The organism is Pseudomonas sp. GXZC, assembly GCF_026967615.1.
GTDB classification, from domain to species: domain Bacteria; phylum Pseudomonadota; class Gammaproteobacteria; order Pseudomonadales; family Pseudomonadaceae; genus Aquipseudomonas; species Aquipseudomonas azotoformans_A.
In genome coordinates, this window is the sequence record NZ_CP114115.1 from 1837184 (window position 1) to 1863380 (window position 26197).

Sequence of the window (26197 nt, forward strand, 5' to 3'; positions counted from 1 at the left end):
CATTCCCTGCCCGAGGCGTTTTTGTTCATGTCCGTCACCGCTCAACCTGCCCGCCCTGCGCCGGATCATCACGCCCAGTTCATTGAACTGCTCAGCGCAAGCCTCGCGCAAAACGCCTTTATCAAGCTGGTGCTGGCCAAGTACGTCGGTGAGGAAGCCGAGTTGCAGCGGCTGATCATCAAGCCGGTCACGGTCAAGGAGCAGGCGTGCCTGTCCTTCGTCTACCGCTACAAGACCCGCGACATCACCAAGAACTTCCCGGAGGCCGAAGGTGTTGCAGCGATTGCCGCGTTGCTGCCGGCGCAGTTCAAGAACGCGCACCTGCTGTCGCTGACTGACGAAGCCCAGCTGGAATACAGCAAGAAGAACAAAAGCTCGCTGTTCAAAAGCAAGCCGCAGCAACTGCGTGAAGCGCCGTCGGCTGAGCATAACCGCGAGAAGAATCGCTTCCTCGACCTGAGCCGGCCATTCCTCGCCGACCTCGGTGTGACCGACGCCAAGCAGGCGCTGATCCCGTCGATGTCGCGCAAGTGGAAGCAGATCAACAAGTTCATCGAAGTGTTCAGCCATGCGCTCACCTCGTCGCCTTTGAAGCTGGACCAGCCGGTGCGTGTCGCTGACTTCGGCTCCGGCAAGGGCTACCTGACGTTCGCGATTCACGACTACCTGCGCAACACCCTCAAGGCCGAGGGCGAAGTGACCGGCGTCGAGCTGCGCGAAGACATGGTGACCCTGTGCAACTCAGCGGCCGCCCGCCTGGAGCATCCGGGGCTGGTGTTCAAGTGCGGCGATGTACGCAGTGTGGCGCCCAGCGAACTGGACGTGATGATCGCCCTGCATGCCTGCGACATTGCCACGGACTACGCGATCCACACCGGCATCCGTTCCGGCGCGTCGATCATCATGTGCTCGCCGTGCTGCCACAAGCAGATTCGCCTGCAGATCCAGAGCCCACTGCTGCTCAAGCCGATGCTGCAATACGGCCTGCACCTGGGCCAACAGGCGGAAATGGTCACCGACAGCTTGCGTGCGCTGTTCCTCGAAGCCTGTGGGTATGAGACCAAGGTGTTTGAGTTCATCTCGTTGGAACACACCAACAAGAACAAGATGATTCTGGCGGTCAAGCGCGCCGAGCCTGTGGACAACGCGCAGTTGCTGGAGAAAATCCAGGCGCTTAAAGCGTTCTACCACATCACCGAACACTGCCTGGAAACCCTGCTGCGCGCGGATGGCTACCTGGCCTGATCGGCCACAGCCACGGGCGCAGGCTGCACCGCCGTCTTGCGCCCCAGCATCACCGTCACGATCACCCCACAGGCAAACAGCCAGGTGATCGGCTCAATGTGTTCACCAAAGAACAGCGCCGAAAACGCGATGGTGAAGAAGATCTGCAACAGCTGGATCTGGCTGACCCGTGCAATCCCGCCCATGGCCAACCCGGCGTACCAGGCGAAGAATCCGAGGAACTGCGAGAACAGCGACACGTAGCCAAACGCCCACCAGGCGCGCATGGAAATCGCCCCTTGATGCTGCGCCGCCAGGTACCACACCGGCCCGATCAGCACGGGCGTCGACAGCACCAGCGCCCAGCAGATCACCTGCCAGCCGCCCATCTCCTTGGCCAATCGGCCGCCTTCGGCATAACCCAGGCCGCCCACCGCGATTGCACCGAGCATCAGCAAATCACCGGCCTGGATACTGCCGGCCCCGGTGATCAACGCGTAGCTCAACACCAAGCCACTGCCCAGCGCCGCACAGGCCCAGAAGGCTTTCGACGGCCGCTCATGGGACAGCCACGCCGCGTACAGCGCCACGCACAGCGGTTGCAGGCCGTTGACCAGCGCGCCATGGGACGCCGGCAAGGTCTGCATGGCCCAGGCCGACAGCACGGGGAAACCCAGGATCACGCCCGCGATCACCAGGCACAGCCCGCGTACCTGGCGCCAGGTCGGCCAGCGTTCGCGGCGCCACAGTAACAGCGCCGCCGCCGGGATCGCCGCGAACAACGCGCGGCCCAGGCCGTTGAGCAACGGGTGGATTTCCTGCACCACGATGCGGGTGAAGGGCAGGGTCAGGCTGAAGATGATGACGCCCAGCAGGCCGAGGGCCATGCCGGTGTTTTCGCGCGAACTCATGGGGAAGAACCGAAATCTAGAGGGCTTCAAGGGAAGCCCATCTAGCCACATCCCCCGCCGATTGCGGGCCTACAGCTGGGTGCGGATTTATCCGTACAGTTTTTCAGAAGAAGCGCGTGATGCTGATCTTGGCATCACGGCCCTTGGTGTAGGCACGGTCGCCGCTCAGGGCCGGACGGAAGTTCTCGTTGAACAGGTTGTCCACCGTGAAGTTCACTTCGGTGCCTTTCAGGTAGGCCTGCTGTGGTTTCCATTTGGCGAACAGGCCCTGGGTGTTATAGCGCTTGTTGCCGTACTGGTCGTAGAACAGGTCGCCCACGCTGCTGCCGGGGCCGCCGGAATATTTGTCGCTGGGCAAACGCGAGGTCGCGCCGATGAACTGACCGGTCCAGCCCACTTGGGCATCCCAGGCCGGAATGTTGGTGCCGAGCACCAGTACCCATTTGGTCGGCGGAATATCCCGTGCCGCCACATCCGGGCCCCAGGGGTTGGTGTAGGCGCCTTCATGGTCACCCTTGGCATAGGCGAAGGACACCGATCCGAACAGGTAGGTGGAGTTGTAGAAGGATTCGAGTTCGAAGCCCTTGATGGTCAGGCCGCCGATGTTGCGATAGTTGGACATGGCGCCCGGCGGGCAAGCGGTGGAAATGGTGCCGCCGTTGATGGCCTGATTCTGGCAACCGACGCCGGTGGCCTTGAAGATTTCGTCTTCGACTTTGTTGTGAAAGAAGGTGGTGCGTAGTTGCAGGTTGTCGTCGTGGGCGATCAGGTTGTCGAAGCTGCTGACCGTGCCCACGCTGATCGAGGTGATGCGTTCCGGGTCGAGGTCAACGCTGGTGGCGGTGCGGCTGCCCAGGCCTTGGACTTCGTACTGTTCGTCGATCACCGGCGCGCGCCAGGTCTTGCTCCAGTTGGCAAACAGGCCGAGGTGCGGGTTGACGGTCCAGAACACCGCCAGGCGCGGCGACCAGCCGGTGTAGGTGCGGTCGCTGTAATCGTGGCCGAAGGACGGATCGGGGTTGCTGTAGTACGGCGCATCGTTGGCTTCGCCGCGGTTGCGCACGTGGTCGTAGCGCATCGATGGGGTGATGGTGACATCACCCAGGGTCACCGCATCCTGCACGAAGAAACTGTTGGTATCGACCTTGCCGTGGGGCATGAAGCCCGGTTGGAAATGCCCGTAGTTGTAACGCGGGGTGTTGTAGGTGGTGCCCGGCATCCACATTTCAGTTTCGCGGATGTGCTTGCGGATTTGCCCGCCCACGGTGACGGCATGTTGCAGCGGACCGGTGTCAAACAGACTGACGTTGCGTACATCGAGGTTCTTGTCGGTGTAGGCGGTGTCCATTTTGCGTCCGCCGGTGGCCAGTTGGAAAAACGCCGTGGCGTCGCGTTCGTCGGTCTGGTCGGTGTTGGACTGGGAGTATTTGACGGTCAGGTCCACCAGCGGGTTGTCCAGCGGTGTGTATTCGTATTTGCCCGACCACGTGGTGTCGACCGTGTCGCGATGGGCCAGAAACCGCTTCAACGCCGCTTCGTAGCCATAGCGGTCAATGTTGGCCTGGGTGGGCGGCGTCGGGTAGCTGGCCGCCGAGAACGGTGTCCAGCGGTCGCTGTGTGAACGCGAGTAGGACAAGCCAACAGCGTGCTCTTCGGTGAAGTGGGCGTTGACCTTGAACAGCTTGCCGTCGACATTCTGCGCGGAGTTCGGCAGACGCTGGGGGTTGATCGGGTACTGATTGTTCTCGTTGGGCAGTTTGGCGGCGACCTTCATGTCGTCGCCATCGCGTTGAGTCAAATAGGCCAGTGCATCGAAACGGCCATCGTCGGTACGCCCGTACACGGCGCTGCTGTAGACCTGCTCATGGTCGTTGCTGGAGTAACCGTATTTGAGCATCGCGCCACTGTTGCGACCGTCCTTGAGCAGGTCGGGGGCATCCTTGGTGGTCATGTTGACCGTACCGCCAAACCCGCCGTTGCCGGTGAAAGGCGAGTTGGGGCCTTTCTCCACCTCGATGCTTTTGATCAGTTCGGGCTCAATGAACACCGTGCCTTGCTGATAGCGCTCAAAGCCGCTCTTGGTGGCGCCATCGACGGTCAGCGGGACGTCTTCGGCATCGCCGAACCCACGGATATTGATGGTCTGGCCGCCAGGTTTCAGCGAGCCACCCTGGCTGACACCGGGCAGGGTCTGCAACAGGCTGGGGATGTTATTGGACTGGTAACGGTCGATGTCTTCCTGGCTCAGGGTCGAGCGCCCGACGGTGCTGGAGTTGACCTCGGTACCGGTGCCGATCACGCTCAGGGCGTCCAACTGGATCACGCCGCTGTTGGTTGTCTTGCCCTCATCGGGGCGCACGACGTAGGTGCTGCCGACCTTGATCAGGGTGAACTCGCCGTTTTTCAGCAGGGTACGAATCGCCACTTCCGGCGTGAAGTCGCCGTTGAGTGCGGGGGCTTGCACGTTCTTGAGCAGCTCTTCATCGAACAGCAGCTGGATTTTCGCCTGTTGCGCCACCTGGCTAAGGGACGTGGCCAGCGGCTGGGCGGGCAGTTGCAGCGTGAGCGATTCGGCCTGGGCACCGAGGCTGAATACCAGGCAACTAGCGATGAGTGTCGGTCGAAGAAACAGGTGCGAAGCGTGGCAAGGCGCGCGAAACATGAAATCCCCCGGTGTGGCCAAATGGCCGAAAAGGTGTGCGTATCAAACGCAGACCGGGGGAAGACGCGGCTGCTCGAAAAAACCACACCTGCGAATGCAAAATATTCTCAAATAAGAATGCTGCAGGGTTATTTGCTCGGTTCGATCCTTACGATGCCATCGGCCGACGCCACGGTTTTCACCGGCAGCAGGGCAGGCAGGGCGTTGAGCAGCGCGTCGGGATCATTCACATCCAGATTGCCCGAGACCTTCAAGTGCGCCACGGCGTTGCTGACCTGCAACGGCGCCTGTGGGCGATACAGGCTCAGCTCATCGATCAGGCTGGCCAACTCGCGGTTGCGAAACGACAAGTGACCGCTGCGCCAGTCAGCGACCTCCTCGGCGGTGAGGGTCTGCTGCTGCAACGTGCCTTTGGCGTAGCTGAAGATCGCACGTTGCTGGGCGCCCAGCAGGGTGACCGGGCTTTTGGCGTCCGGCTCGAATGCGACCTGCCCATGGGCGACGCTGACCACCAGTTGCTGCTGGCTGCGGCGCACATCGAAGCCGGTGCCGACCACGCGTACATTGGCCTCGCCGGCTTGCACGAACAGCGGTCGCTCCTTGTCGGCGGCCACTTCGAGGTACAGCTGGCCCTTGTCCAAGTGCACGATGCGTTGGTGCGCGGTGAAATCCACGCGCACGCGGGTGTTGGCATTCACATACAAGGTGCTGCCATCGGGCAGGTTGAGGGTGCGCGTGCCTTTGGCGTGGGCTGCGACCTGGGTGTGATACAGCTCGCGGGGTGCGCCGATAGGCGTGGCCATGATTGCGCATAACAGGGCGGCGGCCACGGCCAGGGCAGGGCGCCATGCCGACGGTTTGCGCTTGGGCAATGCCACGGGTTTGTTCAGTTGCTGCAACTGGGCCAGGTCTGCCCACAGTTGCTCGAATTCGGCATAGGCGCGGGCGTGTGCGGGCTCGGCTTGCCAGGCGGCGAAGGCCTTGCGGTCGGCACGCCCCGCGTCATTATTGCGGTTGCGGGCAAACCAGCTGGCGGCTTGGGCATCGATGGCGTCGCTGTCTTCGATGTCGAGCACGTCGGTGTCGCTCAGGCGGTTCATTCTGGCTGCTCCGTGCCGGGTTCGTGTTGAAGGCGTCGCTTGCAATGCAGCAGGGCAAAAGCGATGTGCTTTTCCACCATGCTGGTCGAAATGCCCATGCGCTCGGCGATCTGCGCCTGGCTCAAGCCTTCGAAGCGGTGCAGCATAAGGGCTTCTCGCCTGCGGGGCGAGAGTTCGGCGAGGACTTCTTTCAACTGTTCCAGGCGTTGCAAGCGCTGCACGGCGGCCATGGGATCGTTTTGCTCGTCGGTGACCGGCTCGGCGTCCATTTCGGCCTGATCGGAGTGGACGGTGTGCCGTACCTTCTGTTTGCGCCAGTGATCACGCAGCAGGTTGCGCGCCATCTGGAACAGAAATGCCCGTGGCTGCTCGACCTTGGCCCGGTCGCGGTAGTCCAGCCACTGAGTGAAGACATCCTGGGTCATGTCCGCCGCGTCGCTGGCGTTGTCGGTGCGCTTGCGCAGGAAATACAGGATGTCTGTATAGAACCCGCGAAAGGCATCGGCCGACAACGGGTCGGGCTTGGGACGAGACATGGATATCCTTCTTGACGAAGCACGACGTGGAGAAAGTCGTGAATGGTATCGAGAACCATTGTCATTTGTCTCGTTTATTTTGTCGGAGCCGGATATCCGGCTCCTGTCGCCTTTTTCAGACGGTTGTCAGCAGTTTTCCCAACTGTTCAATCCCGGTTTCGCCCAGTGGGAACACCGGCAGACGCGGGTCACCCGCTTCCAAGCCGGTCAACCGCAATCCGGCCTTGATCGTCGCCGGCAACCCACCCTTGAGGATGAAGTCCAGCAACGGCAACTGGCGGTAAAACAGCTCCCGCGCCTGGGTCAGGTCATTGGCCAACACCGCCTCATACAGCGCCAGGTTGAGTTGAGGGATCAGGTTCGGCGCCGCCGTGCACCAACCCTTGGCGCCCGCCGCGAAGGCTTCCAGCGCCAGCGGGTTGCAACCGTTGTAGAACGGCACGTCGCTGTGGCGATGCAGCTGATGCATGCGCTGGATGTCCCCGGTGCTTTCCTTGACCATGGTCACGTTGGCCACCTGCTTGATGATGCGCAGGATCAGGTCCACCGACATGTCCGTGCCGCTGGTGGCCGGGTTGTTGTAGAGCATGATCGGCACGCCGATGCTGTCGCCGATCGCCGCGTAGTGGGCGATGATTTCCGCTTCGCTGAGTTTCCAGTAGGAGGTCGGCAGCACCATCACCACATCGGCGCCATTGGCCTCGGCGTAGCGGGCGCGGCGTACGGCTTTGGCGGTGGTGAGGTCGGACACGCTGACGATGGTCGGCACGCGCCGGGCGATTTTTGCCAGGCTGTAGGCGCTGACTTCGTCCCACTCGGCGTCGCTTAAATAGGCACCTTCACCGGTGCTGCCCAGTGGCGCGATGGCGTGTACGCCGCCGTCGATCAGGCGGTCGATGGAGCGGCCCAGGGCGTCGAGGTCAATGCGTTGGCCGTCGGCGCTGAACGGGGTGATGGTGTAGCCGATGATGCCGTGAATGTCAGGGCTGGACATGGGAAGTCTCCGGTCGAAAAAGGGCAAGTCAGTTCAGGCAATCGGCGTGTTGACGCAGGTTCTGCCGGGCGTAGTAGTTGAACGCGGCGCCGTGGCGCTTGGGCCGGGAGATCCAGTCATGGGCCTCGCGCCCCAGTTCCGGCAGGATCGGCTTGATGGTGCCAGCCGCCATCGCCAGCAACTGCAATTTGGCCGCGCGCTCGATCAACTGCGCGATCACGCAGGCTTCCTCGACGCTCGCCCCGGTGGACAACTGGCCATGGTGTGAGAGCAGGATCGCGCGTTTGTCACCCAGTGCCGTGGTGATGATTTCCCCTTCCTCATTGCCCACCGGCACACCTGGCCAGGCCTCCAGGAAGGCGCAGTCTTCGTACAGCGGGCAGAGGTCCATATGCGACACCTGCAGCGGCACTTCCAGCATCGACAGCGCGGCGATGTGGGTCGGGTGAGTGTGGATGATGCAGTTCACATCCGGCCGCCCACGGTACACCCAACTGTGAAAACGGTTGGCCGGGTTGGGAATGCCGTGACCTTCCAATACTTCAAGATCCTCGTTTACCAGCAACAGGTTGCTGGCCGTGATCTCATCAAAACCCAGGCCCAATTGCTGAGTGTAATAGGTGCCTTGCTCCGGCCCGCGCGCGGTGATCTGCCCGGCCAGGCCGGAGTCGTGGCCGTTCTCGAACAGGATGCGACACGTGAGCGCCAGCTTTTGCCGAACGGTCCACGTATTATCCGCCAGAGTGTTTTGCATCTGGACCAGTGCTTGCTTGACCAGTTGGTCTTTTGGGAGTGCTAATGTCTTGGCCATATCGGGTGCCCTCGGTGGCTGCAAATGACACTAATGATGCTATATGACACTTTGTGTCATTGGCAAGCACAGCTCATCGCTTACTGCATGGATTAATCGCGGCGCATGTCTATCCGTTTGAAATTATTGAGAAAAAAACTTGGTGTGACCTTGGATGTCCTGGCCGAAAAGTCCGGGATGACCAAGAGTTATCTGTCCAAGGTCGAGCGCGGGCTCAACACGCCGTCGATTGCCGCCGCGCTGAAACTGGCCAAGGCGCTGAACGTGAAGGTCGAAGAACTGTTCAGCGAAGACAGCGTCAGCCTCGACAGCTACAGCCTGGTGCGCAGCCATGAGCGGCCGGACACGTCACCGGGCTATGCGGTGCTGGCCCATCAGGTCAGCGAACGCAGCCTGCTGCCGTTCATCATCTACCCGCCGGCGGAGTTCACCGACAAGACCTTCAAGGAGCATGTGGGGGAGGAGTTTCTGTTTGTGCACGAAGGCCAGGTGGAAGTGGACTTCATGAACGAACGGGTGATCCTGGAGCGCGGCGATGCACTGCACTTCAATGCGCAGAAGCCCCATCGATTGCGCTCGGTGGGGCCGGTGCAGGCACAGCTATTGGTGGTGGTGCACAGCAGCGAAGCGTGATCAGCGTTCGACAGGGACGGACAGGGCAGGATGACCCAATGGATGCGTGCGCGCCGCAAAGAACTTCAGTTCTACACCCGTCCCATCGAACAACTCCGAATACCGCCGCTTCTGCTGACGGATAAACCCCTCACTGCGCCCCGACACCGAGATCGCCAGCGTCGTCACGTTGGCCTGGCGAATCGCATCCACCAGGTGTTTATCCTGCGGTCCCAGGTCATGACCAAAGATGCACAGTGCACCTTCGTGGCTGAGCAACTGCTCATAGCAGAACGACAGGTAATCCGAACTGCGGAGGGTCTTTAGCTTTTCCTCAACCTTGCCCTCGCTGACAAACAGCGGCACGTCATCGAGAGTCTTGATCGTGTTGTTGATCGCAAAGCTGCTGAGCAAGGTGCTGTCGGTGGTCGGCAATTTGCGCGCGGTACCATCCAGGTTGCGCACCAGGTGCAGGCCGCCGTGCAGGTAGAGGATGCGCGTGGCATCGGTACGGGTGTCACGCAGGTCGAAGCTGGCATCGGCGCTGCGGAACAGATCGTCGATGCCCGGCGCGTGCAGGATGGCCCAGTAGTTGAGCAGGTCGTAGTTGCTGGTGAACACCGTCGAGTATTGCTTCAGCTCAACGTTGATCGTCGCCAGCGTCGACGGCTGCACCAGGCGCCACGGGATGTGCACGGCATGGATGGTATTGATCAAGGCTTCCTTGATCGCGTAATAACGATTGCGCGGCGCCGCCGAGCTGACCGCCAGGGCCTTGTTGACCCGGCTGGTGGTCTTCAACGCGCCCAGGGCTTGCTCGAAACTGCGGGTTTGCAGGGCGTCGAACACGCTGAGCTCGGATTGGCTGAGGGGTTTTTCCTCAACGGTGCGGGCGTTTTCGAACAGCGAGTCGTAGGCGAAGTCTTCCCAAATGGCACGGCTCGCGCCATTGCCGATCAGAATCCCGCTGAAGTCCGTGCTGCTGCGCAGTGCGCTCCAGTCTTCAAGGTGGGCGTCAATATCCTGGAAATCCTTCATTGCGGCGGGTCTACTCGAAATCGGCTGGACGGAGACTTTATCACGGGTCGGTGTTGATCCTGATCAAGATGCGGCGGCTGGCGCAGGTTGATGCTGTAGGCATAAAGCCTCTGAGGATTGACCATGAGCAGCACCTTCTTTATCCCCGCCGTGAACATCATGGGCACCGACTGCCTCGACGAAGCCATGACCGCCATTCGCAACTACGGCTTTCGCAAGGCGCTGATCGTCACCGACGCCCGCCTGGCCAAGGCCGGTGTGGCGAGCATGATCGCCGAGAAACTGGCGATGCAGGACATCGACTCGGTGATCTACGACGGCGCCAAGCCCAACCCGAATGTGGAAAACGTCGAGAAAGGCCTGGCGCTGTTGCAGGAAAGCGCCTGCGATTTCGTGGTGTCCCTGGGCGGCGGATCGCCCCATGACTGCGCCAAGGGTATAGCGCTGTGCGCCACCAACGGCGGGCATATCGGGGACTACGAAGGCGTCGACAGGTCCGCCAAACCGCAATTGCCGCTGGTGGCTATCAACACCACCGCCGGCACCGCCAGCGAGATGACCCGTTTCTGCATCATCACCGACGAAACCCGCCACGTGAAAATGGCCATCGTCGACCGCAACGTCACGCCGCTGCTGTCGGTCAATGACCCGGCGCTGATGGTCGGCATGCCCAAGGGCCTCACCGCCGCCACCGGCATGGACGCGCTCACCCACGCCATCGAAGCCTACGTGTCCACCGCCGCCAACCCGATCACCGACGCCTGTGCCATCAAGGCCATCGAACTGATCAGCGCCAACCTGCGCTTGGCGGTGCGCGATGGCAGCGACATGGCCGCGCGGGAGAACATGGCCTATGCACAATTCCTCGCCGGCATGGCCTTCAACAACGCATCCCTGGGTTTTGTGCACGCCATGGCGCACCAACTGGGTGGTTTCTACGACCTGCCCCACGGCGTCTGCAACGCGGTGTTGCTGCCCCATGTGCAAAGCTTCAACGCCAGCGTCAGCGCCAAACGCCTGAGCGACGTAGGCCGTGCGTTGGGTGCCGACGTCAAGGGCGTCACCGATGAGGAGGGCGCGCAGGCCGCCATCGCCGCGATTCGCAGCCTGGCCCATGATGTCGAGATCCCGGCCGGACTGCGCGAGCTGGGCGCCAAGTTGCAGGACATTCCCTTGCTCGCGACCAACGCGCTGAAGGATGCCTGTGGGCTGACCAACCCTCGGCGGGCGGATCAGCGTCAGATCGAGGAGATCTTTCGCAGCGCGTTTTGATAGGGGCAGCCTTTAGCCGCAAGCGTTAAGCTACAAGCTGGATGCGTTCAACTTGAGCTTGAAGCTTGCGGCTTGCCGCTGAGGTCCCCCTATGAGAGTTCTGTTATTCGGCGCCACCGGCATGGTCGGCCAGGGCGTGCTGCGTGAGTGCCTGTTGGCCGCCGACGTGCAGGAAGTCGTTGCTGTCGGCCGCACAGCCCTGACCCAGGAACACGGCAAGCTGCATCAGGTGTTGCACAGCGACATGCTGGATTTCCAGCCGCTGGAAAACCTGTTGCAAGGCTTTGATGCGTGTTTCTTCTGCCTCGGCGTTTCGTCGGCGGGGATGAATGAAGTCAAGTACACCCACCTCACCTACGACCTCACCCTGGTCGCCGCCAGCACCTTGGCGCGGCTCAATCCGCAGATGACGTTTATCTATGTGTCCGGCGCCGGTACCGACAGCTCCGAAGCGGGCAAGTCGATGTGGGCGCGGGTCAAGGGCAAGACCGAGAACGCGTTGCTGCGCCTGCCGTTCAAGGCCGTGTACCTGTTCCGTCCGGGCGTCATCCAACCCTTGCATGGCGTGCGTTCGAAGACGCCGCTTTACCAATCCTTCTACTCGGTGCTTGGCCCCCTGTTGACGTTTGTGCTGCGGCTGAAACCGGGTTGGGTGGTGAGTACCGAGACGGTGGGCCGGGCGATGTTGCAGGCCGCGAGCCAAGGCGCGCCGCAGCCGGTGGTGGAGCAGGCCGAGATCAATCGGCTGGCCAGCGAGCGTCGCTGATGCTGCACAAGAGCCTGGTGCGGCGGCTGGACCTGATCACGCTGCAGCTGTTCGTCGCGGTGTTTGAGGAAGGCACGCTGACCCGCGCCGCCAACCGCGAAGCCATTGCCGTGTCGGCCGCCAGCAAGCGCTTGATGGAGTTGGAGCAGGTGCTGGGCGTCAGCCTGTTCGTGCGGCGGGCCAAGGGCATGGACCTGACGGCCGCTGGCGAAACCCTGTTGCACCATGCGCGACAGATGCTGTTCAACGTCGAGAAAATGGGCTTGGAGCTGGGTGAGCACAGCCATGGCGTACGGGGCTACGTGCGGATGCTGGCCAATCTGTCGGCAATCATTCAGTTCCTTCCGGAAGACCTGCGGGATTTTTCCGAGCGGCATCCCGAAGTGAAAACCGACCTGGAAGAACGTCCCAGCAATGGCGTGGTGCAAGGCGTGCTGGACGGCGTGGCGGACCTGGGCATCTGCTCCAGTGACACCGACACCAAAGGCCTGCCCAGCGTGACGTATCGCCACGACAAACTAGTGGTGCTGATGCCGGCGGATCACCCGTTGGCGGCGCGCAAAACCCTGGCGTTTGTCGATACCCTGGACAGTGATTACGTGGGCCTGCACGCCGCCAGCTCCATCAACATGCGCACCCACGCCGCCGCGCGCGAGGCGGGCAGGATGCTGCGCCTGCGCATTCATGTGCCGGGGTTCGATGCGATGTGCCGGATGGTCCAGGCGAACATGGGCATCGGTATCCTGCCGCAGAACGCCTATGAACTGTTTGGTCGCGCACTGGGTTTGCATGCCGTGCCGCTGACGGATGACTGGTCGGATCGCAGCCTGATCCTGGTGGTACGCGATGAGGCGCAGTTGTCGCCGGTCAGTCGGTTGCTGTTCGATTATCTGAGTGTTCGCGTTTAGCGAACGCTCCTTGCCAACTGACGGTTGGATTTCTCCTGCACCTGGCCTCTAGTCTTGGCATCACATTCCAAGAATAAGAGGTACACCCCATGACAGCTCCCCTGAGCGGTATCAAGGTGATCGAGATCGGCACCCTGATTGCCGCGCCGTTCGCCGCCCGGCTGATGGCCGAGTTTGGCGCCGAGGTGATCAAGATCGAAGCCATGGGCCAGGGCGATCCGCTTCGCAAATGGCGAAAGCTGCACGAAGGCACGTCGCTGTGGTGGTACCTGCAATCGCGCAACAAGAAGTCGCTGGCGCTGGACCTCAAGTCGCCGGAAGGCCTGGACCTGATCAAGCAACTGCTCGGCGACGCCGACGTGCTCATCGAAAACCTGCGGCCCGGTGGCCTGGAGAAACTCGGCCTCGGTTGGGACGTGCTGCATGCCCTCAACCCCAAGCTGACGCTGGTGCGTATCTCTGGTTATGGCCAGACCGGCCCTTACCGCGATCGTCCGGGCTTTGGTGCGATCGGCGAGGCCATGGGCGGCATTCGCTACACCACGGGTAACCCGGATTCACCGCCAGCGCGAGTGGGCGTGAGCCTGGGCGATTCCCTGGCGTCGTTGCACGGTGTGATCGGCGCGCTGATGTCGCTGCTGCGGGTCAAGACGGGGCAGGGCGATGGGCAGATTGTCGATGTGTCGCTGGCCGAAAGTGTGTTCAACCTGATGGAAAGCCTGGTGCCGGAATACGACATGCTTGGCCATGTGCGCGAACGCAGCGGCGGCGCCTTGCCGGGCATTGCGCCGTCCAACACCTACCTGACGGCCGACGGTGCCTATGTGGTGATCGCCGGCAACAGCGACCCGATCTACAAGCGCCTGATGCACACCATCGGCCGGGCCGACCTGGCTGACGCGCCTGAGTTCGCCCACAACGATGGCCGCGCCGCCAAGAGTGGATTGCTCGACGCGGCGATCACCCATTGGACGAGCAGCCTGCCCATCGAGCAGGTACTCCGCGCCCTGGAAGCCGCCGAAGTACCGGCCGGGCGTATCTACTCCGTGGCCGATATCGTCAGCGACCCGCACTACCAGGCGCGTGACATGTTGCTCACTGCCGAGCTGCCCGGCGGTGTGTCAGTGAAGATGCCCGGCATTGTGCCCAAACTCTCGGAAACCCCTGGCGGCGTGAACTGGCAGGGCCCGACGTTGGGCCAGCACACCGACGACATCCTCGGCAGCCTGGGCCTCACCGGCGCCGATATCCAACGCCTGAAAACCTCGGGAGTGGTGCAATGATTGCTGATTATTCCGACGCGCTGATCGTGCAGGAAGTGTCGCCGCGCGACGGCCTGCAGATTGAGCCGACCTGGGTCGAGACGGCCGACAAGATCGCCCTGATCGACCAGCTTTCCCTCGCCGGTTTTTCGCGGATCGAAGCCGGTTCGTTCGTCTCGCCCAGGGCTATCCCCGCATTGCGCGATGGCGAGCAAGTGTTCCAGGGCATTGAGCGCAAGCCGGGAGTGATCTACGTGGCGCTGATCCCCAACCTCAAGGGCGCGCAGCGTGCCGTCGCGTCTCGCGCCGATGAACTGAACCTGGTGATGTCTGCCAGCCAGACCCACAACCTGGCCAATATGCGCATGCGTTGCGAAGCGTCATTGGCGGCGTTTGATGACATCGTCAGTTTTGCCCGCGACTACCCGGTGAGGCTCAACGGAAGCATCGCCACCACCTTCGGTTGCCCGTTCGAAGGCAAGATTGATGAAGACCGCGTGTTGCAGCTTGTCGAGGCGTATCAAGCGCTGGGCATCCAGGGCATCAGCCTGGCGGACACCACTGGCATGGCCAACCCGCGTCAGGTGGCACGCCTGGCCAAACGCGTGCTGGAGCGTGTGTCCGCCAGCGATTTGACCTTGCATTTCCACAACACGCGGGGCCTGGGCTTGTGCAATGTGCTGGCCGCCTATGAAGCCGGCGCCCGGCGTTTTGATGCGGCGCTGGGGGGCTTGGGCGGTTGCCCGTTTGCGCCGGGGGCGTCGGGCAATATCTGTACCGAAGACCTGGTGAACCTGTGTGATGAAGTCGGGATTCATACCGGTATCGACCTGCCGCACTTACTGCACATGTCTCGCCGCTTGCCGGCTTTGTTGGGCCACGAACTGCCTGGCCAGGTCGCCAAGGCCGGACGCAACTGCGATCTGCATCCACCGCCTGCTTACATCGCCACGCTGTAACACCGCACCAGACAACAAAAACAATCGGGCGCCTGTGAGCAGCCCGCTGGAGAGAAACCATGAGCACTAATACGTTGGAGGCCGGCGCGCGCCCGGCCGCTGAAATCGATGCCGAAAAAGCCCTGGTCAGCAAGGTCGCCTGGCGCCTGATGCCGCTGATCATGGTGTGCTACCTGTTCGCGTTTTTTGACCGGATCAACATCAGCTTTGCCAAGTTCCAGTTGCAGGCTGACCTGAGCCTGAGCGACACCGCCTATGGCCTCGGTGCCGGGCTGTTTGTGGTGGGTTATGTGATCTTCGAAGTGCCGAGCAACATGATGCTGTACAAGGTCGGCGCGCGGCGCTGGATTGCGCGGATCATGATGTCGTGGGGGCTGGCGACGGCGGCCATGGTGTTTGTTACCGCCGAATGGCAGTTCTATGCGCTGCGCTTTCTGATCGGCGCCATGGAGGCGGGTTTTGCGCCCGGCGTGCTGTATTACCTGACCTTATGGTTCCCGCAGCATTTCCGTGGGCGCATCACCTCGATGCTGTTCCTGGCCTCGGCCTTTGCGGGCCTGGTGGGCGCACCGTTCTCCGGCCTGGTGCTGGAACACCTCGACGGTGTCTTCCAGATGCGCGGCTGGCACTGGTTGTTCCTGCTCGGCGGCTTGCCGTGTATCGGCCTGGGTTTCCTGGTGCTGACCTTGCTCAAGGATCGCATCGAAGACGCCCACTGGCTGACGGCGGCGGAGAAAGCGTTGTTGTCGAGCCGCATCGCCAAGCATGAGCCGAACCAGCACGGTGGCTCGCTGTTGTCGGCGATCCGTATTCCTGGGTTCCTGATGCTCGGCTTCATCTACTTCCTGATCCAGGTGGCGTCCTACGGCCTCAACTTCTGGGCGCCGCAGTTGATCCGCAGCGCGGGCACCCAGAGCCCGGTGATGATCGGCCTGCTCACGGCGATTCCCTATGTGTGTGGCGCCATCAGCATGGTGGTGATCGGGCGGCTGTCGGATGCCACGGGTGAGCGGCGCAAGTTCGTCTGTGGCCTGGTGGTGCTGGGTGCGGTGGGCTTCTTCAGTGCCGGCATTTTTGCCGATCACACCACCTTCCTGATCATCGCCCTGGGTATGTTGGGCGCGGGCATCATCGCTTCGATCCCGACCTTCTGGACCCTGCCACCCAAGCTGCTGGCCGGTGCTGGCGCCGGCGCGGCGGGTGGTATTGCGGTGATCAACACCCTCGGCCAGTTTGGTGGCATTGTCAGCCCGGTGATGGTGGGACGGATCAAAGACCTTACTGGCAGCACCACGCCGGCGCTGTATGTGATTGGTGCGTGCGCGCTGTTGGCGGCGGCGTTGCTGCTGTGGGGTCTGCCGCAAAAACTGCGCACCCTCGATAAGGGCTGATCATCCCGCGGTTGCCAACGCACGGGCCGGTGTGGCGCTGAACTGAATCAACACCACGCCGCCGATCAACAACAACGCCCCCAGCACGCGGGGCGTTGTCAGTTGGCGCTCCACCAGGCCGAACAGGCCGAAGTGATCCAGCACCAGTGACGCCAGAATCTGCCCGGCCATGGCCAGCGCGATAAACCCCGAGGCGCCGAGCTTGGGCAACAGCATCAACGCCAGGGAAATAAAACACACGCCAAACGCGCCACCGGCCCACATCCACAGCGGCGCCTTGCTGATAAACGCCAGGCTCGGCAGCGGCAGGCGCAGCGCCAGAATCACCGGCAGTAACACGATGATACTCACCAGCAACGACGCCAGCGTGGCCCACAGCGGGTGGCCAAGGCCGCGTCCGAGGTTGGCGTTGATCGCACTTTGAAACGGCACCACCGCGCCGGCGATGACCGCCAGCGCTAATAAACCCACCCCATGCAGCGTTGTCATGTCGAATCTCCCAGAGGTTTTGCTGGACTCTAGGCTATTCGTCGCGCAAATTTAAATTCCAAGTTCTTATGCCGAGCATGCAGCTGATGAATGATCTGCGCCGCATCGACCTCAACCTGCTGGTGATCCTCGACGCCTTGCTCAGCGAGCAACACGTCACTCGTGCGGCTGAGCGTTTGCACCTGAGCCAGCCGGCAGTCAGCCACGCGCTGGCGCGTTTGCGTGACCTGCTCGGTGATGCGCTGCTGGTGCGCCAAGGTGGGAGCCTGGTGCGGACTGCCCGCGCGCTGGAGTTGGCCACGCCGCTGGCCGAAGCCCTGGCCCAGGTGCAGGCGTTGCTGGCGCCGAATCGCTTTGACCCGGCGTCGGCCAAGCGCAGGTTTCGCGTGGCGATGTCTGACTACAGCGCGGCGATTTTCCTACCCGACCTGGTGCGAGTGCTGCGCCGCGAAGCGCCGGGTATCGACCTGCAAATCATCCAGGCCAGCCGGGAGGGCATGGTGGACGGGGTGGTCAATGGCGATCTCGACCTGGCGGCTGGCGTATTCCCCGACATGCCCGCCGAACTGCGGACTACGCCATTGTTCGAAGAGCACTACACCTGCCTGGTCGACCGCGACAGCCTTGCGGCAAGCGGCACACTGGATCTGCCCACCTACCTGTCACGTCCCCATGTATTGCTGGAAATGCGCGGCAGCGGCACGCCGGAAATCGAGCGGGCGCTGACAGCGATTCGCGAGCGTCGGCATGTGGCGATCAGCCTGCCGCACTGGGGCGTGGCGCCGCAGTTGATCCGCGGCACGGACTTGATCCTGACCGTGTCTTCCCGAGGCTTGCTAGCTGTTGATCAAGAGGATCTGCTGGCGGTGCCGCCGCCCTTTCATATTCCGTCGTTTGCGTTCGAACTGGCGTGGCATGCACGGCGGGGTGGGGATTCGGGGTTGCAGTGGTTGATTGGGCATGTGCAGGGGGTGTTACAAATCTGAGCCTTCATCACCAGGATGCGGGTGGCTGGCGCCGGGTATGGAAGATCCGCATGACTTGCAATCGGCCCCCTCGGATGCGATACGGGACAATGTAGGGCCATCTAGGCACGACCCATTCGCGAGTCCCTGGCACGCGTCCCTCTTTTCCCATCGCTGGAAATTCAGCAATCTGTTGGAGCCCAGTCAAGATTTCCTGGACAAATTCGTGGGCAGCTTTTGGATTTTCTTCAGCAATATAAGCGGCTTCATCGTCAAGGTTCCTGAGGGCTGTCCTCAGCCACTCAACCTGCATTGGCGCGCCATTTATCAGCGACAGCTTCTACCTCGGCAGCGGTAGCGAAATCGCCCGCATCCGCTTCTTTTAGTGCTTTTTGAATTTCCTCAATTTGCCAGGCTTCGCGCGTGAGGTATTCGCGTAATGCGTCAACCGCCAGAAAGGATTTGCTGCGCCCGGTGGCCTTGGCGAGACTGGCAAGCGTATCGGCGATATCTTCCGGTATACGTAGGGACATGACAGACATGACGACCTCGTTGTAGTGACATGTAGTGCAACATACTACATTGTCACCGCGTCCCTGGTTTCCCCCGTTCGTCAGGGGGCGTTCTGATTGTAAAAGGAGTATCCATGCTCTCTGGCTTCAACCACCTGACCCTGGCCGTCACCGACTTGCCGCGCAGCATCCGCTTCTACCATGAGCTGCTGCAACTTCACCTCGATGCCACTTGGCACTCCGGCGCCTATCTCTCACTGCCGGGGCTCTGGTTATGTTTATCGCTCGATCCACTGCGTGACCCGAAGCCAGCGGCCGATTACACCCATTACGCGTTTACCGTGGCTGCGGCTGATTTCACCCGGTTCGTAGAGCGCCTGCGAGCGGCGCAGGTAGAAGAATGGCGCGACAACCGCAGTGAAGGTGCCTCGTTCTATTTTCTCGACCCCGATGGCCACAAGCTCGAAGCCCACGTCGGTGACCTGGCCTCAAGGCTGCAAGCCTGTCGCGCCAAGCCTTATGCCGGAATGACGTTTTACCCGTAGCGCGGGAACGTGCAGAATCCCTCCACCTCTTAACCCTCCGTTTGAGTCGCGCCCATGACCCCATCCTTGCTGCTCGCCGTCCTCGCATCAGGTTTCATCTACGGTATTACCCCGGGGCCGGGGGTGTTGGCCGTGTTTGGCATCGGCGCTGCCCGTGGTCGCAGGGCTGGGGCGGGTTTCTTGTGCGGGCATCTGCTGGGAGATGTGGTGTGGTGCTCCACGGCGCTGATCGCCATCGTCGGCGCGCGGGAAGTGGGCAGCAGTGCGTTTGATGTGCTCGGCGTACTCAGCGGCCTGTACCTGTTCTGGCTCGGCTGGCGCGCGATCCGTACCCAGCGTCGCAGCAGTGATGCGCCCCAGGGCGCGGCGCGGCATCCGTTCTGGCACGGCATTCTGTTCGGCCTGACCAACCCCAAGGCGTACCCGGTGGCGGTGGCGACGTTTACGGCGTTGTTGTCCAGCCGTGCCGAGTTGCTGACTTGGTCGATGCTGCCTTCTCTGATTTTTCTGAGCTTCGTCGGCGGCCTGATGGCCTACGCGATCCTGATCGGCGTGGTCGGCGCGCAGCGGGTGCGTACGGTGTATCAACGCCATGAAATCCTGATCACCAAGCTCTGTGGTGTGATGTTTATCGGCTTCGCCATCAATGCTCTGGCGCACGCGCTACCTGGCCTGTTTGGCAGCAAACCTGCTTGATTTGACGATGACCGTTCGTCGCACTGGCGAGTTTTTTCTAAACCTTTGCCGCTCTGAAAATTCGAATTGAGGGCGGGGTGTGTTCCCCCGCCCTTATTTTCAGCCTGGAGGAACCCATCATGAGCCGCATGGCTATCCGGTTACGCACCGCCAGTTTCGCGATGCTGCTGGGCCTCGGCGCCAGCAATGCTTTCGCCCAGTCGCCTGCTGAATTCATCGAGCAGGCTTCGGCCAAGGGTATGGCCGATATCGAAACCAGTCGCATGGCCCACGCCAAGACCTCGTCCCAGGAAATCAAGGACTACACCATCGAGGTGATCAACGAGCGCACTCTGGCCAACCAGCACCTGGCGGCCATTGCCAAGAAGCTCGACCTGCCGGTGGCGCCGCGCGAGAAGATCGTCGACAAAGCCGAAACCCTGATGCCCGAACTCAAGGACGGCGACTCGTTTGATGCGGCCTACACAGCGCAGCAAGTGAAGGAAAATGAAGATGCCATTGCGCTGTTCAAACAGGAAGGCGCGGCGTCGGATGTGCCGGAAATAAAAGCGCTGGTCGACGAGACGCTGCCCAAGCTGGAAGAGCGTTTGCAGAAGGCTCGGGCCTTGGCATCGACTTACGCTAAAGGTCATCAAGGCGACGGTTGAGGCCGTTACTTGAAGTAAAAAAACGGCGGTTGGAGCAGATCCAACCGCCGTTTTTTCATGCCTGGTTCAAATCGGTCTTGGTCGGTGCCGCATCGTCGGCGGCATGACCGCAGCTGCTGTTCAGGCTCACCGTCCCCGTGTTGCCGATGCTGCGGTATTCCTGGCGCAGTTTTTCCAGTTCCTTGCGATCCAGGCCATCCAGGCTGAGTACGGCATTCTGTGCATCCTTGGACACGCGCAGCAGTTCATCGATCTTGATATGCAGGATGTCGTTGTCGCGGTTTTGAGTGTTCTGGATCAGGAACACCATCAGGAACGTGATGATGGTGGTCGAGGTGTTGATGATCAGTTGCCACGTATCGTTGTAGTGGAAATACGGCCCGCTCAGGCTCCACGCCAGGATCAACGCCACCGCCGCGTAGAACGTGCGCGGGCTGCCGGCCCAACGGGACAGGGATTGGGAGACTGCGGAGAATTTCATGACCGTTTTCCTTGGAAGGGGGTGATGAAATAATGGACCGCAGGGATTCTTTGAAATTTCTTTTTACATTTGCTGAGGGCCTTCAGAACGCCAATTCAGCCTGGCCTGTACCTTCCAGCGCCAGCAGATATTGCTTGGCTTCCAAGCCTCCCGCAAAACCCGTCAGCCCGCCTGACGCGCCAATGACCCGATGACACGGCGCAATGATCGAGATGGGGTTACGCCCATTGGCTGCACCCACTGCACGTACGGCTTTCGGGTTGCCGATCTGTTGGGCGATCTGGCTGTAGCTGCGTGTTTCGCCGAAGGGAATGGTCAGCAAGGCCTGCCAGACCTGTTTCTGGAAATCGGTGCCGGCGAAGTCCAGTTCCAGCTCGAATTGGTGGCGGTTGCCAGCGAAGTACTCCTGCAATTGACGCTCGGTTTCCAGCAGCACCGGGCTTTCAGGCGCCTCGTACAATTGGCCCAGGCGCACACGGTTGGCGCGTTCGGTTTCCCACAGGATGGCGCTGAGTTTGCCGTCGCGTGCCACCAGGGTGAGTTGGCCGACAGGGGAGGGCATGAGTTTGTATTCGTAGGGCATGATCGGGCTCCTGAAGGTGGGTGCAGTGGGAGTCTAGAGTGGAGCGCTGACCGGCAAACTACGTTTCTTGCGATCAAATTCAGCGCCGCCAGTAGACCATTCGTTACCCCTCCTGTTGCAGCACTTTAAGCGCCGCCGACGCCAGAAACCCCGAGCGGCTTTTTTCTTCCGGATGATGCAGTACATATTCATCGATGCGGTTCAGCAGGTAACCCGGCAGCGTGATGTTGAGCTTCTGCGCCTTGCCCAGATACTTGGTGACATCAATGTCCACCACGGCCCAGGTGCAGCCTGCGTACTGGGGGTTGGCGGCATGCAGGGTGACCTTCTGCGCACTGGGAATCGGTGCACCGTCCTCGGCCAGGATCTCGAAGTGCCCTTCGATGGCTTCGCGGGCCATGGCCATGGCGTCGTCCAGGTCGTCACCGGCGGAATAGCAACCAGGAATATCCGGCACTTCCACGCCCCAGGCGTGATCCTCGTCGCCGGTTGAAATTGCAATCGGGTAAAGCATGTCTGTTGTCCTCCACGGACGCTTAACTCAACAGAGCTTGTTTCAATATGCTCTTGGCGGTCTTGTCCAACAGGTCCTTCTTTGGATGTGGAATCGTCACCAGCCCCGGCTTAGTCGGGTGCTTGAAGTGATGATGACTCCCTCTGATACGCGCCAGATACCAACCGTCCGCAACGATATGACCTATCAAATATCGGCTATCCACAACACCTCCTTGTGGTGTGTGTTGGTGGTGACTATAACCACTGAAATGAAATTATCAACACTCTACCTACCAGTGGTCGATGACCGGTCTTTTGGGTAGGCGGAAATTAGAGTGTATGAGGGCGTAGGAATGGCGTCGGGGAGAGGTATTGCGAGGTTTTGCGATCGAGTTACCGCGTGTGTATAGGCTGCGCAATGACGGCGAGAAACGCATCAACCAGCACACTTTTTGTTTCAGTCCGGGTTAAGACCAACAACTGAGCACAGGCATCTACCTCTACCAGCGGCCTGTACGTCACGCCTTTATTCATCAAACTCTGCGTACATGCCGGCACCAACGCCACCCCTTGCCCGGCTGCTACCAGCGCAATGATCGAGGTGATCTGCCGCCCGGTCGGGCCCGGGCGCAAAGGCTGGCCGTGATGTCGATACAGCTGCTCGATGGACTGGTTGAGCCCCGATCCATAATCCGCCGGAAACAGAATCAACGGGTAGGCACTGAGTTGCGCCAGGTTGACGCTTGCCTGGCGGGCCAACGGGCTCTCACTGGACACGGCGGCCACCAGCCTTTCTTCGCCCAGGGACAGCGCTTGCACCGCTTTATCTTGCGGCAACAGGCGACTCAAACCGATATCCAGCCGCCCATCCGCCACCTGCGCGCCCAGGCTGCCGGAGGCACATTCCACCAGGGTCAATTGCACATCGGGAAAACGCAGGGCAAACGCCTGGATCGCCTGGCTGAACAGGTCCGACAGCGCGATCGAACTCACATACCCCAGCGTCAGTTGCCCCGCAGTGCCCGCCGCCAGTTTGCCGGCGATCACTTGCGCCAACTCAACCTGCTCCAGCACACCACGGGCGTAGGGCAGGAACGAGCGGCCTTGCGCGGTGAGGGTGACCGTGCGGCTGGTGCGATCGAACAGCTTGAAGCCCAACTCGGTCTCCAGTGCCGAGATCTGGCGTGTCAGTGGCGGCTGCGCCAAGTGCAGGCGAATGGCCGCGCGGCCGAAGTGCAATTCCTCGGCGACCGTCAGAAAGTAACGCAGCTTGCGTAGGTCGAGCATCCTGATCCTTGGATATCGATCGGTCCGAAATCGGTATTGGTTCTAGACCTGCCGGCCATTCTATAAAGACCTCACAAAATAAAACGAGAGGTTTCATGAAACCGCGCCTGCATTGTGCCCGTCTTGCCCTGTTCCTGTGTGGCTGCGCGGCGTTTCTCAACCTGTATGCCACCCAGAGCATCCTGCAGACCTTTGCCGTGCAGTTTCAGATCAGCGCCAAGGCGGCCGGGTGGAGTATCACCGTGACGACCTTGGCGGTGGCGATCACGGCGCCTTTTGTCAGCCGGCTGACCGGGCGCTTTGAGCAGCGCACGGTGATCAGCGCTGCGGCGTTGTTGCTGGCGGTGCCTGCGTTGATGACAGCCTATGCCGACAGCTTTGCCGAGGTGCTGGTGTGGCGATTTGTGGAGGGCATGCTGATCCCGGTGGTGTTCGCCACCAGCGTGGCTTATATCGGCGACCGCTGGCGTGGCGGAACGGTCACGGAGGTCACCAGCCTTTACGTGGCCGGGACGGTGTTGGGTGGGTTTGCCGGGCGCTTTGTCACGGGTGTAATGACGGAGTACGTGGGCTGGCGCGAAGCCTTTGAATTGATGGCGGTGCTAAGCCTGATGGTGGGTGGGTTTATCCAGTTCCTGTTGCCGGTCAGCCGTGCGCGCTCCGTGAGGGTTGAAACTGCGTTTTCGGCGGTTTTTCGCAAGCCTTTATTGGCCGCCTACGCGGTAGGTTTTTGCGTGCTGTTTTCCCAGGTGGCGGCGTTCACCTACGCAGGTTTGTATCTCGGATTACCGCCGTTCAGTCTGGGGCCTGCGGCGCTGGGTACGCTGTACATGGTGTTCCTGTTGGCGCTGATCGTGATCCCCATCGCTGGCCGCCTCAGCAAGGCCCGGCCTCATGCTGAACTGCTGAGCGTGGCTGCGGCGCTGGGCATTACCGGTTCCGCGCTGACGCTGCTGCCCTCTTTGGGGTGCATCGTGGCAGGCCTGGCCCTCAGTTCCACCGGTGTGTTCCTGGCCCAGGCGGCGGCCAACGCATTCACCACCGCGAGCGCAGGTGACAACAAAGCAGGCGCCGTGGGCGTTTACCTCACCTGTTACTACCTGGGCGGCAGTTGCGGTGCGATTGTGCCAGCGTTGATCTGGGAGCGTTGGGGCTGGGCCGGGTGCGTGGTGCTGATTATCGCCTTCCAGGTGTTGACCTTGTTGATCGCGCTCACTGGCTGGAAGCCCGTTAAACCTCAACTGATCGCGACGCCATGAACGACACCTCAACCCGCCGCCGTACCTTGATCGCCGGCTGCAGCGCCCATGCCGTGCATGATGGTCTTACCGATGTCATCTACGTGCTACTTCCAATCTGGCAGGCGCAGTTTGCGCTGTCCTACGCCCAGATCGGACTGTTACGCGGTGCCTATTCCGGGATGATGGCAGTGTTTCAACTCATGGCCAGCCGCGCCGCGAAACGCTGGGGCCGGGTATCGATGCTGGTGGGCGGCACAGCACTTGCCGGTGCGGCTTATCTAATGGTGGGCCAAGCCACTGGATGGGTGATGTTGCTGCTGGCACTTCTGTTAGGTGGCTTGGGCGCCAGCACCCAACACTCGCTGGCCTCTTCGATGATCAGCGATGCCTACGAGGGCGGTGGCGGAATCAAGCAGGCACTGTCCCAGTACAACTTTTCCGGCGACATCGGCAAAACCCTGATTCCAGGTTTGGTGGGCTTGCTGCTCACCGTCATCAGCTGGCGTGCCAGCGCGACGTTGCTGGGGGTACTCGGCTTGGCGGCGGCGGGGTTGCTATGGTGGTTGGTTCCTACACAAGTCTCCGAATCCACCTCTACAAAAAATACCAAGCCTTTCAGCGGGAGCGGCTCCGTCACAGGCCTGCGCGCCTTGATTCTCACCGGCACCCTCGATAGCGCAGTGCGCATGGGTTTTCTCACCTTCCTGCCCTTTCTGCTGCAAGCGAAAGGCGCGGGCACTGCCGGTATTGGCCTGGCCCTGACGCTGCTGTTTATCGGTGGCGCATTCGGCAAATTGCTCTGCGGTTACCTGGGGGCGCGCATCGGCATGATGAAAACCGTGTGGCTGACGGAAACCAGCACCGCGTTGCTGATCGTTGCCGCCGTGTATGTGCCGCTGGCCGGGTTGATGGCGATGCTGCCGTTATTGGGCCTGGTGCTCAACGGTACGTCTTCGGTGCTGTATGGCGCCGTGCCGGACCTGGCGGGCGCGGGGAAGCGAGAGCAGGCGTTTGCGGTGTTCTACACCGGCACCATCGGTGGTGGTGCGCTGGCGCCGGTGGTGTTCGGCGGAGTGGGGGATGCGTTGGGCGTGTCGGTGGCGGTGATGGTATTGGCGGGGGTGTTGTTGGTGACGTTGCCGTTGGCGTGGGTGGTGCGGCGGGGGATGATCGATGAGTGATAAATGCAGTATGGGGGTGTACTCCTGAACCTTGCGGCATTGCCTACACAACCATCAGAATCGTCCGAGTTGTGCGTCTTGGGCGACCTCTTTAAGGTTCGTCTGCCGCTGCCCATCAGCGGTCGGGTTTAGTAGCTCGATTTGATCAACGGCGTATGGCTGTACCATCGTTTAGGCATCTTGGTGTCTGTGCTCAATGGTGGCTGTACGCAGGGCACTTTCGAGTGCGCCGGTTTTGTTGATCCGCCGGTCTACTAACCTGCATACAGCCGCCACCCATTGTTTAGTAGCTCTGGAGGGTGGTTCTTACCGAGGATCAACAGATGTGTAATGACGCATGTAATCCATCCGTAAAACTGTTCAGCGTCCGTCCCGAAGCCAACACCGAAGCACTGCTCGCCAACGCCTACGAAACCATCGCCGGCGCGGGAGCCATGACCAGTGAGTTCGCCGAAACCCTGCCTTCCCAACAGCGCTACCTGGCCCTTGCGATCCAGCAAATGGTCGAGTTGGGGCTGATGCTGGTGGAAGCGGCGCAGGACCGCGTGGACCAAGTCGCCTAGGTCGTTTGGCGCACTGAATAGGCTTGCCTTCCCAGGCCGCCCATACCACGGGGGAGGGGAGCCAAA

Annotated in this window: 30 protein-coding genes; 15 read left to right on the top strand and 15 right to left on the bottom strand. The window is 61.3% G+C overall.

The features are described from left to right. Positions 1 to 27: 27 nt before the first annotated feature. On the top strand, positions 28 to 1245 hold the full coding sequence (locus OZ428_RS08705) for a class I SAM-dependent methyltransferase (RefSeq protein WP_269133127.1): 1218 nt from the start codon (positions 28 to 30) through the stop codon (positions 1243 to 1245). Here OZ428_RS08705 and OZ428_RS08710 read toward each other — a convergent pair. From OZ428_RS08710 to OZ428_RS08735, 6 genes are all read right to left on the bottom strand, one after another. Continuing rightward, positions 1233 to 2135, bottom strand: a complete 903-nt coding sequence (locus OZ428_RS08710; protein ID WP_033902699.1) for a DMT family transporter — start codon at positions 2133 to 2135, stop codon at positions 1233 to 1235. The genes OZ428_RS08705 and OZ428_RS08710 overlap by 13 nt on opposite strands. 103 nt (positions 2136 to 2238) lie before the next feature. Continuing rightward, positions 2239 to 4797, bottom strand: coding sequence for a TonB-dependent receptor (locus OZ428_RS08715; protein ID WP_269133128.1), 2559 nt, complete (start codon positions 4795 to 4797; stop codon positions 2239 to 2241). A 128-nt stretch (positions 4798 to 4925) separates the two neighbouring features. Further along, positions 4926 to 5897, bottom strand: coding sequence for a FecR family protein (locus tag OZ428_RS08720; RefSeq protein WP_269133129.1), 972 nt, complete (start codon positions 5895 to 5897; stop codon positions 4926 to 4928). Further along, the gene (locus OZ428_RS08725; RefSeq protein ID WP_016975119.1) at positions 5894 to 6433 is read right to left on the bottom strand and encodes an RNA polymerase sigma factor; all 540 of its coding nucleotides are present in this window, start codon (positions 6431 to 6433) and stop codon (positions 5894 to 5896) included. Before OZ428_RS08725 ends, OZ428_RS08720 begins: the two co-directional genes overlap by 4 nt. Before the next feature lie 115 nt (positions 6434 to 6548). Next, positions 6549 to 7427, bottom strand: coding sequence for a dihydrodipicolinate synthase family protein (locus OZ428_RS08730; protein ID WP_269133130.1), 879 nt, complete (start codon positions 7425 to 7427; stop codon positions 6549 to 6551). Positions 7428 to 7455: 28 nt separating this feature from the next. Further along, a complete protein-coding gene (locus OZ428_RS08735) occupies positions 7456 to 8238 on the bottom strand; it encodes an aldolase (RefSeq protein WP_033902694.1) in 783 nt (260 codons plus the stop codon). A gap of 105 nt (positions 8239 to 8343) precedes the next feature. Between OZ428_RS08735 and OZ428_RS08740 the strand changes: the two genes are divergently transcribed. Next, a complete protein-coding gene (locus tag OZ428_RS08740; protein WP_033902693.1) occupies positions 8344 to 8871 on the top strand; it encodes a helix-turn-helix domain-containing protein in 528 nt (175 codons plus the stop codon). Here OZ428_RS08740 and OZ428_RS08745 read toward each other — a convergent pair whose 3' ends face one another. Beyond that, entirely contained in the window at positions 8872 to 9888 is a 1017-nt protein-coding gene (locus OZ428_RS08745; RefSeq protein ID WP_269133131.1) for a DUF4917 family protein, read from the bottom strand. Between the two features lie 123 nt (positions 9889 to 10011). On the opposite strand from OZ428_RS08745, the gene yiaY reads away from it, so the two are divergent. The 6 genes from yiaY (at position 10012) to OZ428_RS08775 (ending at position 16446) form a co-directional block, all read left to right on the top strand. Continuing rightward, positions 10012 to 11160 carry an L-threonine dehydrogenase gene (yiaY, locus tag OZ428_RS08750; protein ID WP_269133132.1) on the top strand — a complete coding sequence of 383 codons (1149 nt, stop codon included), beginning with the start codon at positions 10012 to 10014 and terminating at the stop codon, positions 11158 to 11160. Between the two features lie 91 nt (positions 11161 to 11251). After that, positions 11252 to 11926, top strand: a complete 675-nt coding sequence (locus OZ428_RS08755; protein ID WP_269133133.1) for an NAD(P)H-binding protein — start codon at positions 11252 to 11254, stop codon at positions 11924 to 11926. Beyond that, on the top strand, positions 11926 to 12834 hold the full coding sequence (locus OZ428_RS08760; RefSeq protein ID WP_269133134.1) for a LysR family transcriptional regulator: 909 nt from the start codon (positions 11926 to 11928) through the stop codon (positions 12832 to 12834). The genes OZ428_RS08755 and OZ428_RS08760 overlap by 1 nt, the downstream gene beginning before the upstream one ends. 89 nt (positions 12835 to 12923) lie before the next feature. After that, on the top strand, positions 12924 to 14117 hold the full coding sequence (locus OZ428_RS08765; RefSeq protein ID WP_269133135.1) for a CaiB/BaiF CoA transferase family protein: 1194 nt from the start codon (positions 12924 to 12926) through the stop codon (positions 14115 to 14117). Next, on the top strand, positions 14114 to 15055 hold the full coding sequence (locus OZ428_RS08770; protein WP_269133136.1) for a hydroxymethylglutaryl-CoA lyase: 942 nt from the start codon (positions 14114 to 14116) through the stop codon (positions 15053 to 15055). Before OZ428_RS08765 ends, OZ428_RS08770 begins: the two co-directional genes overlap by 4 nt. 59 nt (positions 15056 to 15114) lie before the next feature. Then, positions 15115 to 16446, top strand: coding sequence for an MFS transporter (locus OZ428_RS08775; RefSeq protein WP_269133137.1), 1332 nt, complete (start codon positions 15115 to 15117; stop codon positions 16444 to 16446). Here the strand turns inward: OZ428_RS08775 and OZ428_RS08780 are convergent, their stop codons facing one another. Continuing rightward, the gene (locus OZ428_RS08780) at positions 16447 to 16935 is read right to left on the bottom strand and encodes a DMT family transporter (RefSeq protein ID WP_133074349.1); all 489 of its coding nucleotides are present in this window, start codon (positions 16933 to 16935) and stop codon (positions 16447 to 16449) included. 77 nt (positions 16936 to 17012) lie between these two features. On the opposite strand from OZ428_RS08780, the gene OZ428_RS08785 reads away from it, so the two are divergent. Further along, positions 17013 to 17921 carry a LysR family transcriptional regulator gene (locus OZ428_RS08785; RefSeq protein WP_442964819.1) on the top strand — a complete coding sequence of 303 codons (909 nt, stop codon included), beginning with the start codon at positions 17013 to 17015 and terminating at the stop codon, positions 17919 to 17921. Positions 17922 to 17928: 7 nt separating this feature from the next. Here the strand turns inward: OZ428_RS08785 and OZ428_RS08790 are convergent, their stop codons facing one another. After that, entirely contained in the window at positions 17929 to 18213 is a 285-nt protein-coding gene (locus OZ428_RS08790; RefSeq protein ID WP_269133139.1) for a type II toxin-antitoxin system RelE/ParE family toxin, read from the bottom strand. Next, complete coding sequence (locus tag OZ428_RS08795; RefSeq protein WP_133074346.1) at positions 18203 to 18442, bottom strand: CopG family ribbon-helix-helix protein; 240 nt, start codon at positions 18440 to 18442, stop codon at positions 18203 to 18205. Before OZ428_RS08795 ends, OZ428_RS08790 begins: the two co-directional genes overlap by 11 nt. A gap of 104 nt (positions 18443 to 18546) precedes the next feature. Between OZ428_RS08795 and fos the strand changes: the two genes are divergently transcribed. The 3 genes from fos (at position 18547) to OZ428_RS08810 (ending at position 20300) form a co-directional block, all read left to right on the top strand. Beyond that, positions 18547 to 18957 carry a fosfomycin resistance glutathione transferase gene (fos, locus tag OZ428_RS08800; RefSeq protein ID WP_133074345.1) on the top strand — a complete coding sequence of 137 codons (411 nt, stop codon included), beginning with the start codon at positions 18547 to 18549 and terminating at the stop codon, positions 18955 to 18957. A 54-nt stretch (positions 18958 to 19011) separates the two neighbouring features. Further along, positions 19012 to 19653, top strand: a complete 642-nt coding sequence (locus OZ428_RS08805) for a LysE family translocator (RefSeq protein ID WP_133074344.1) — start codon at positions 19012 to 19014, stop codon at positions 19651 to 19653. A 119-nt stretch (positions 19654 to 19772) separates the two neighbouring features. Beyond that, positions 19773 to 20300, top strand: a complete 528-nt coding sequence (locus tag OZ428_RS08810; RefSeq protein WP_133074343.1) for a DUF4142 domain-containing protein — start codon at positions 19773 to 19775, stop codon at positions 20298 to 20300. A 55-nt stretch (positions 20301 to 20355) separates the two neighbouring features. On the opposite strand, the gene OZ428_RS08815 is transcribed toward OZ428_RS08810, so the two are convergent. From OZ428_RS08815 to OZ428_RS08835, 5 genes are all read right to left on the bottom strand, one after another. Then, a complete protein-coding gene (locus OZ428_RS08815) occupies positions 20356 to 20781 on the bottom strand; it encodes a low affinity iron permease family protein (protein ID WP_038842343.1) in 426 nt (141 codons plus the stop codon). A gap of 82 nt (positions 20782 to 20863) precedes the next feature. Beyond that, positions 20864 to 21364: a methylated-DNA--[protein]-cysteine S-methyltransferase gene (locus OZ428_RS08820; RefSeq protein ID WP_033902678.1), complete on the bottom strand. Its 501-nt coding sequence runs from the start codon at positions 21362 to 21364 to the stop codon at positions 20864 to 20866. A 103-nt stretch (positions 21365 to 21467) separates the two neighbouring features. Further along, positions 21468 to 21878: a type II toxin-antitoxin system HicB family antitoxin gene (locus OZ428_RS08825; protein ID WP_033902677.1), complete on the bottom strand. Its 411-nt coding sequence runs from the start codon at positions 21876 to 21878 to the stop codon at positions 21468 to 21470. Positions 21879 to 21900: 22 nt separating this feature from the next. Beyond that, the gene (locus tag OZ428_RS08830; RefSeq protein WP_012722731.1) at positions 21901 to 22083 is read right to left on the bottom strand and encodes a type II toxin-antitoxin system HicA family toxin; all 183 of its coding nucleotides are present in this window, start codon (positions 22081 to 22083) and stop codon (positions 21901 to 21903) included. A gap of 169 nt (positions 22084 to 22252) precedes the next feature. Further along, positions 22253 to 23146, bottom strand: a complete 894-nt coding sequence (locus tag OZ428_RS08835) for a LysR family transcriptional regulator (RefSeq protein WP_269133140.1) — start codon at positions 23144 to 23146, stop codon at positions 22253 to 22255. 95 nt (positions 23147 to 23241) lie between these two features. On the opposite strand from OZ428_RS08835, the gene OZ428_RS08840 reads away from it, so the two are divergent. The 3 genes from OZ428_RS08840 to OZ428_RS08850 all read left to right on the top strand — a co-directional run bounded on the left by OZ428_RS08840 (position 23242) and on the right by OZ428_RS08850 (position 26131). Further along, positions 23242 to 24405, top strand: coding sequence for an MFS transporter (locus tag OZ428_RS08840; protein WP_269133141.1), 1164 nt, complete (start codon positions 23242 to 23244; stop codon positions 24403 to 24405). After that, entirely contained in the window at positions 24402 to 25568 is a 1167-nt protein-coding gene (locus OZ428_RS08845; RefSeq protein WP_269133142.1) for an MFS transporter, read from the top strand. Before OZ428_RS08840 ends, OZ428_RS08845 begins: the two co-directional genes overlap by 4 nt. 323 nt (positions 25569 to 25891) lie before the next feature. Further along, positions 25892 to 26131, top strand: a complete 240-nt coding sequence (locus tag OZ428_RS08850; protein WP_269133143.1) for a DUF6124 family protein — start codon at positions 25892 to 25894, stop codon at positions 26129 to 26131. The last annotated feature ends 66 nt before the right edge of the window (positions 26132 to 26197 follow it).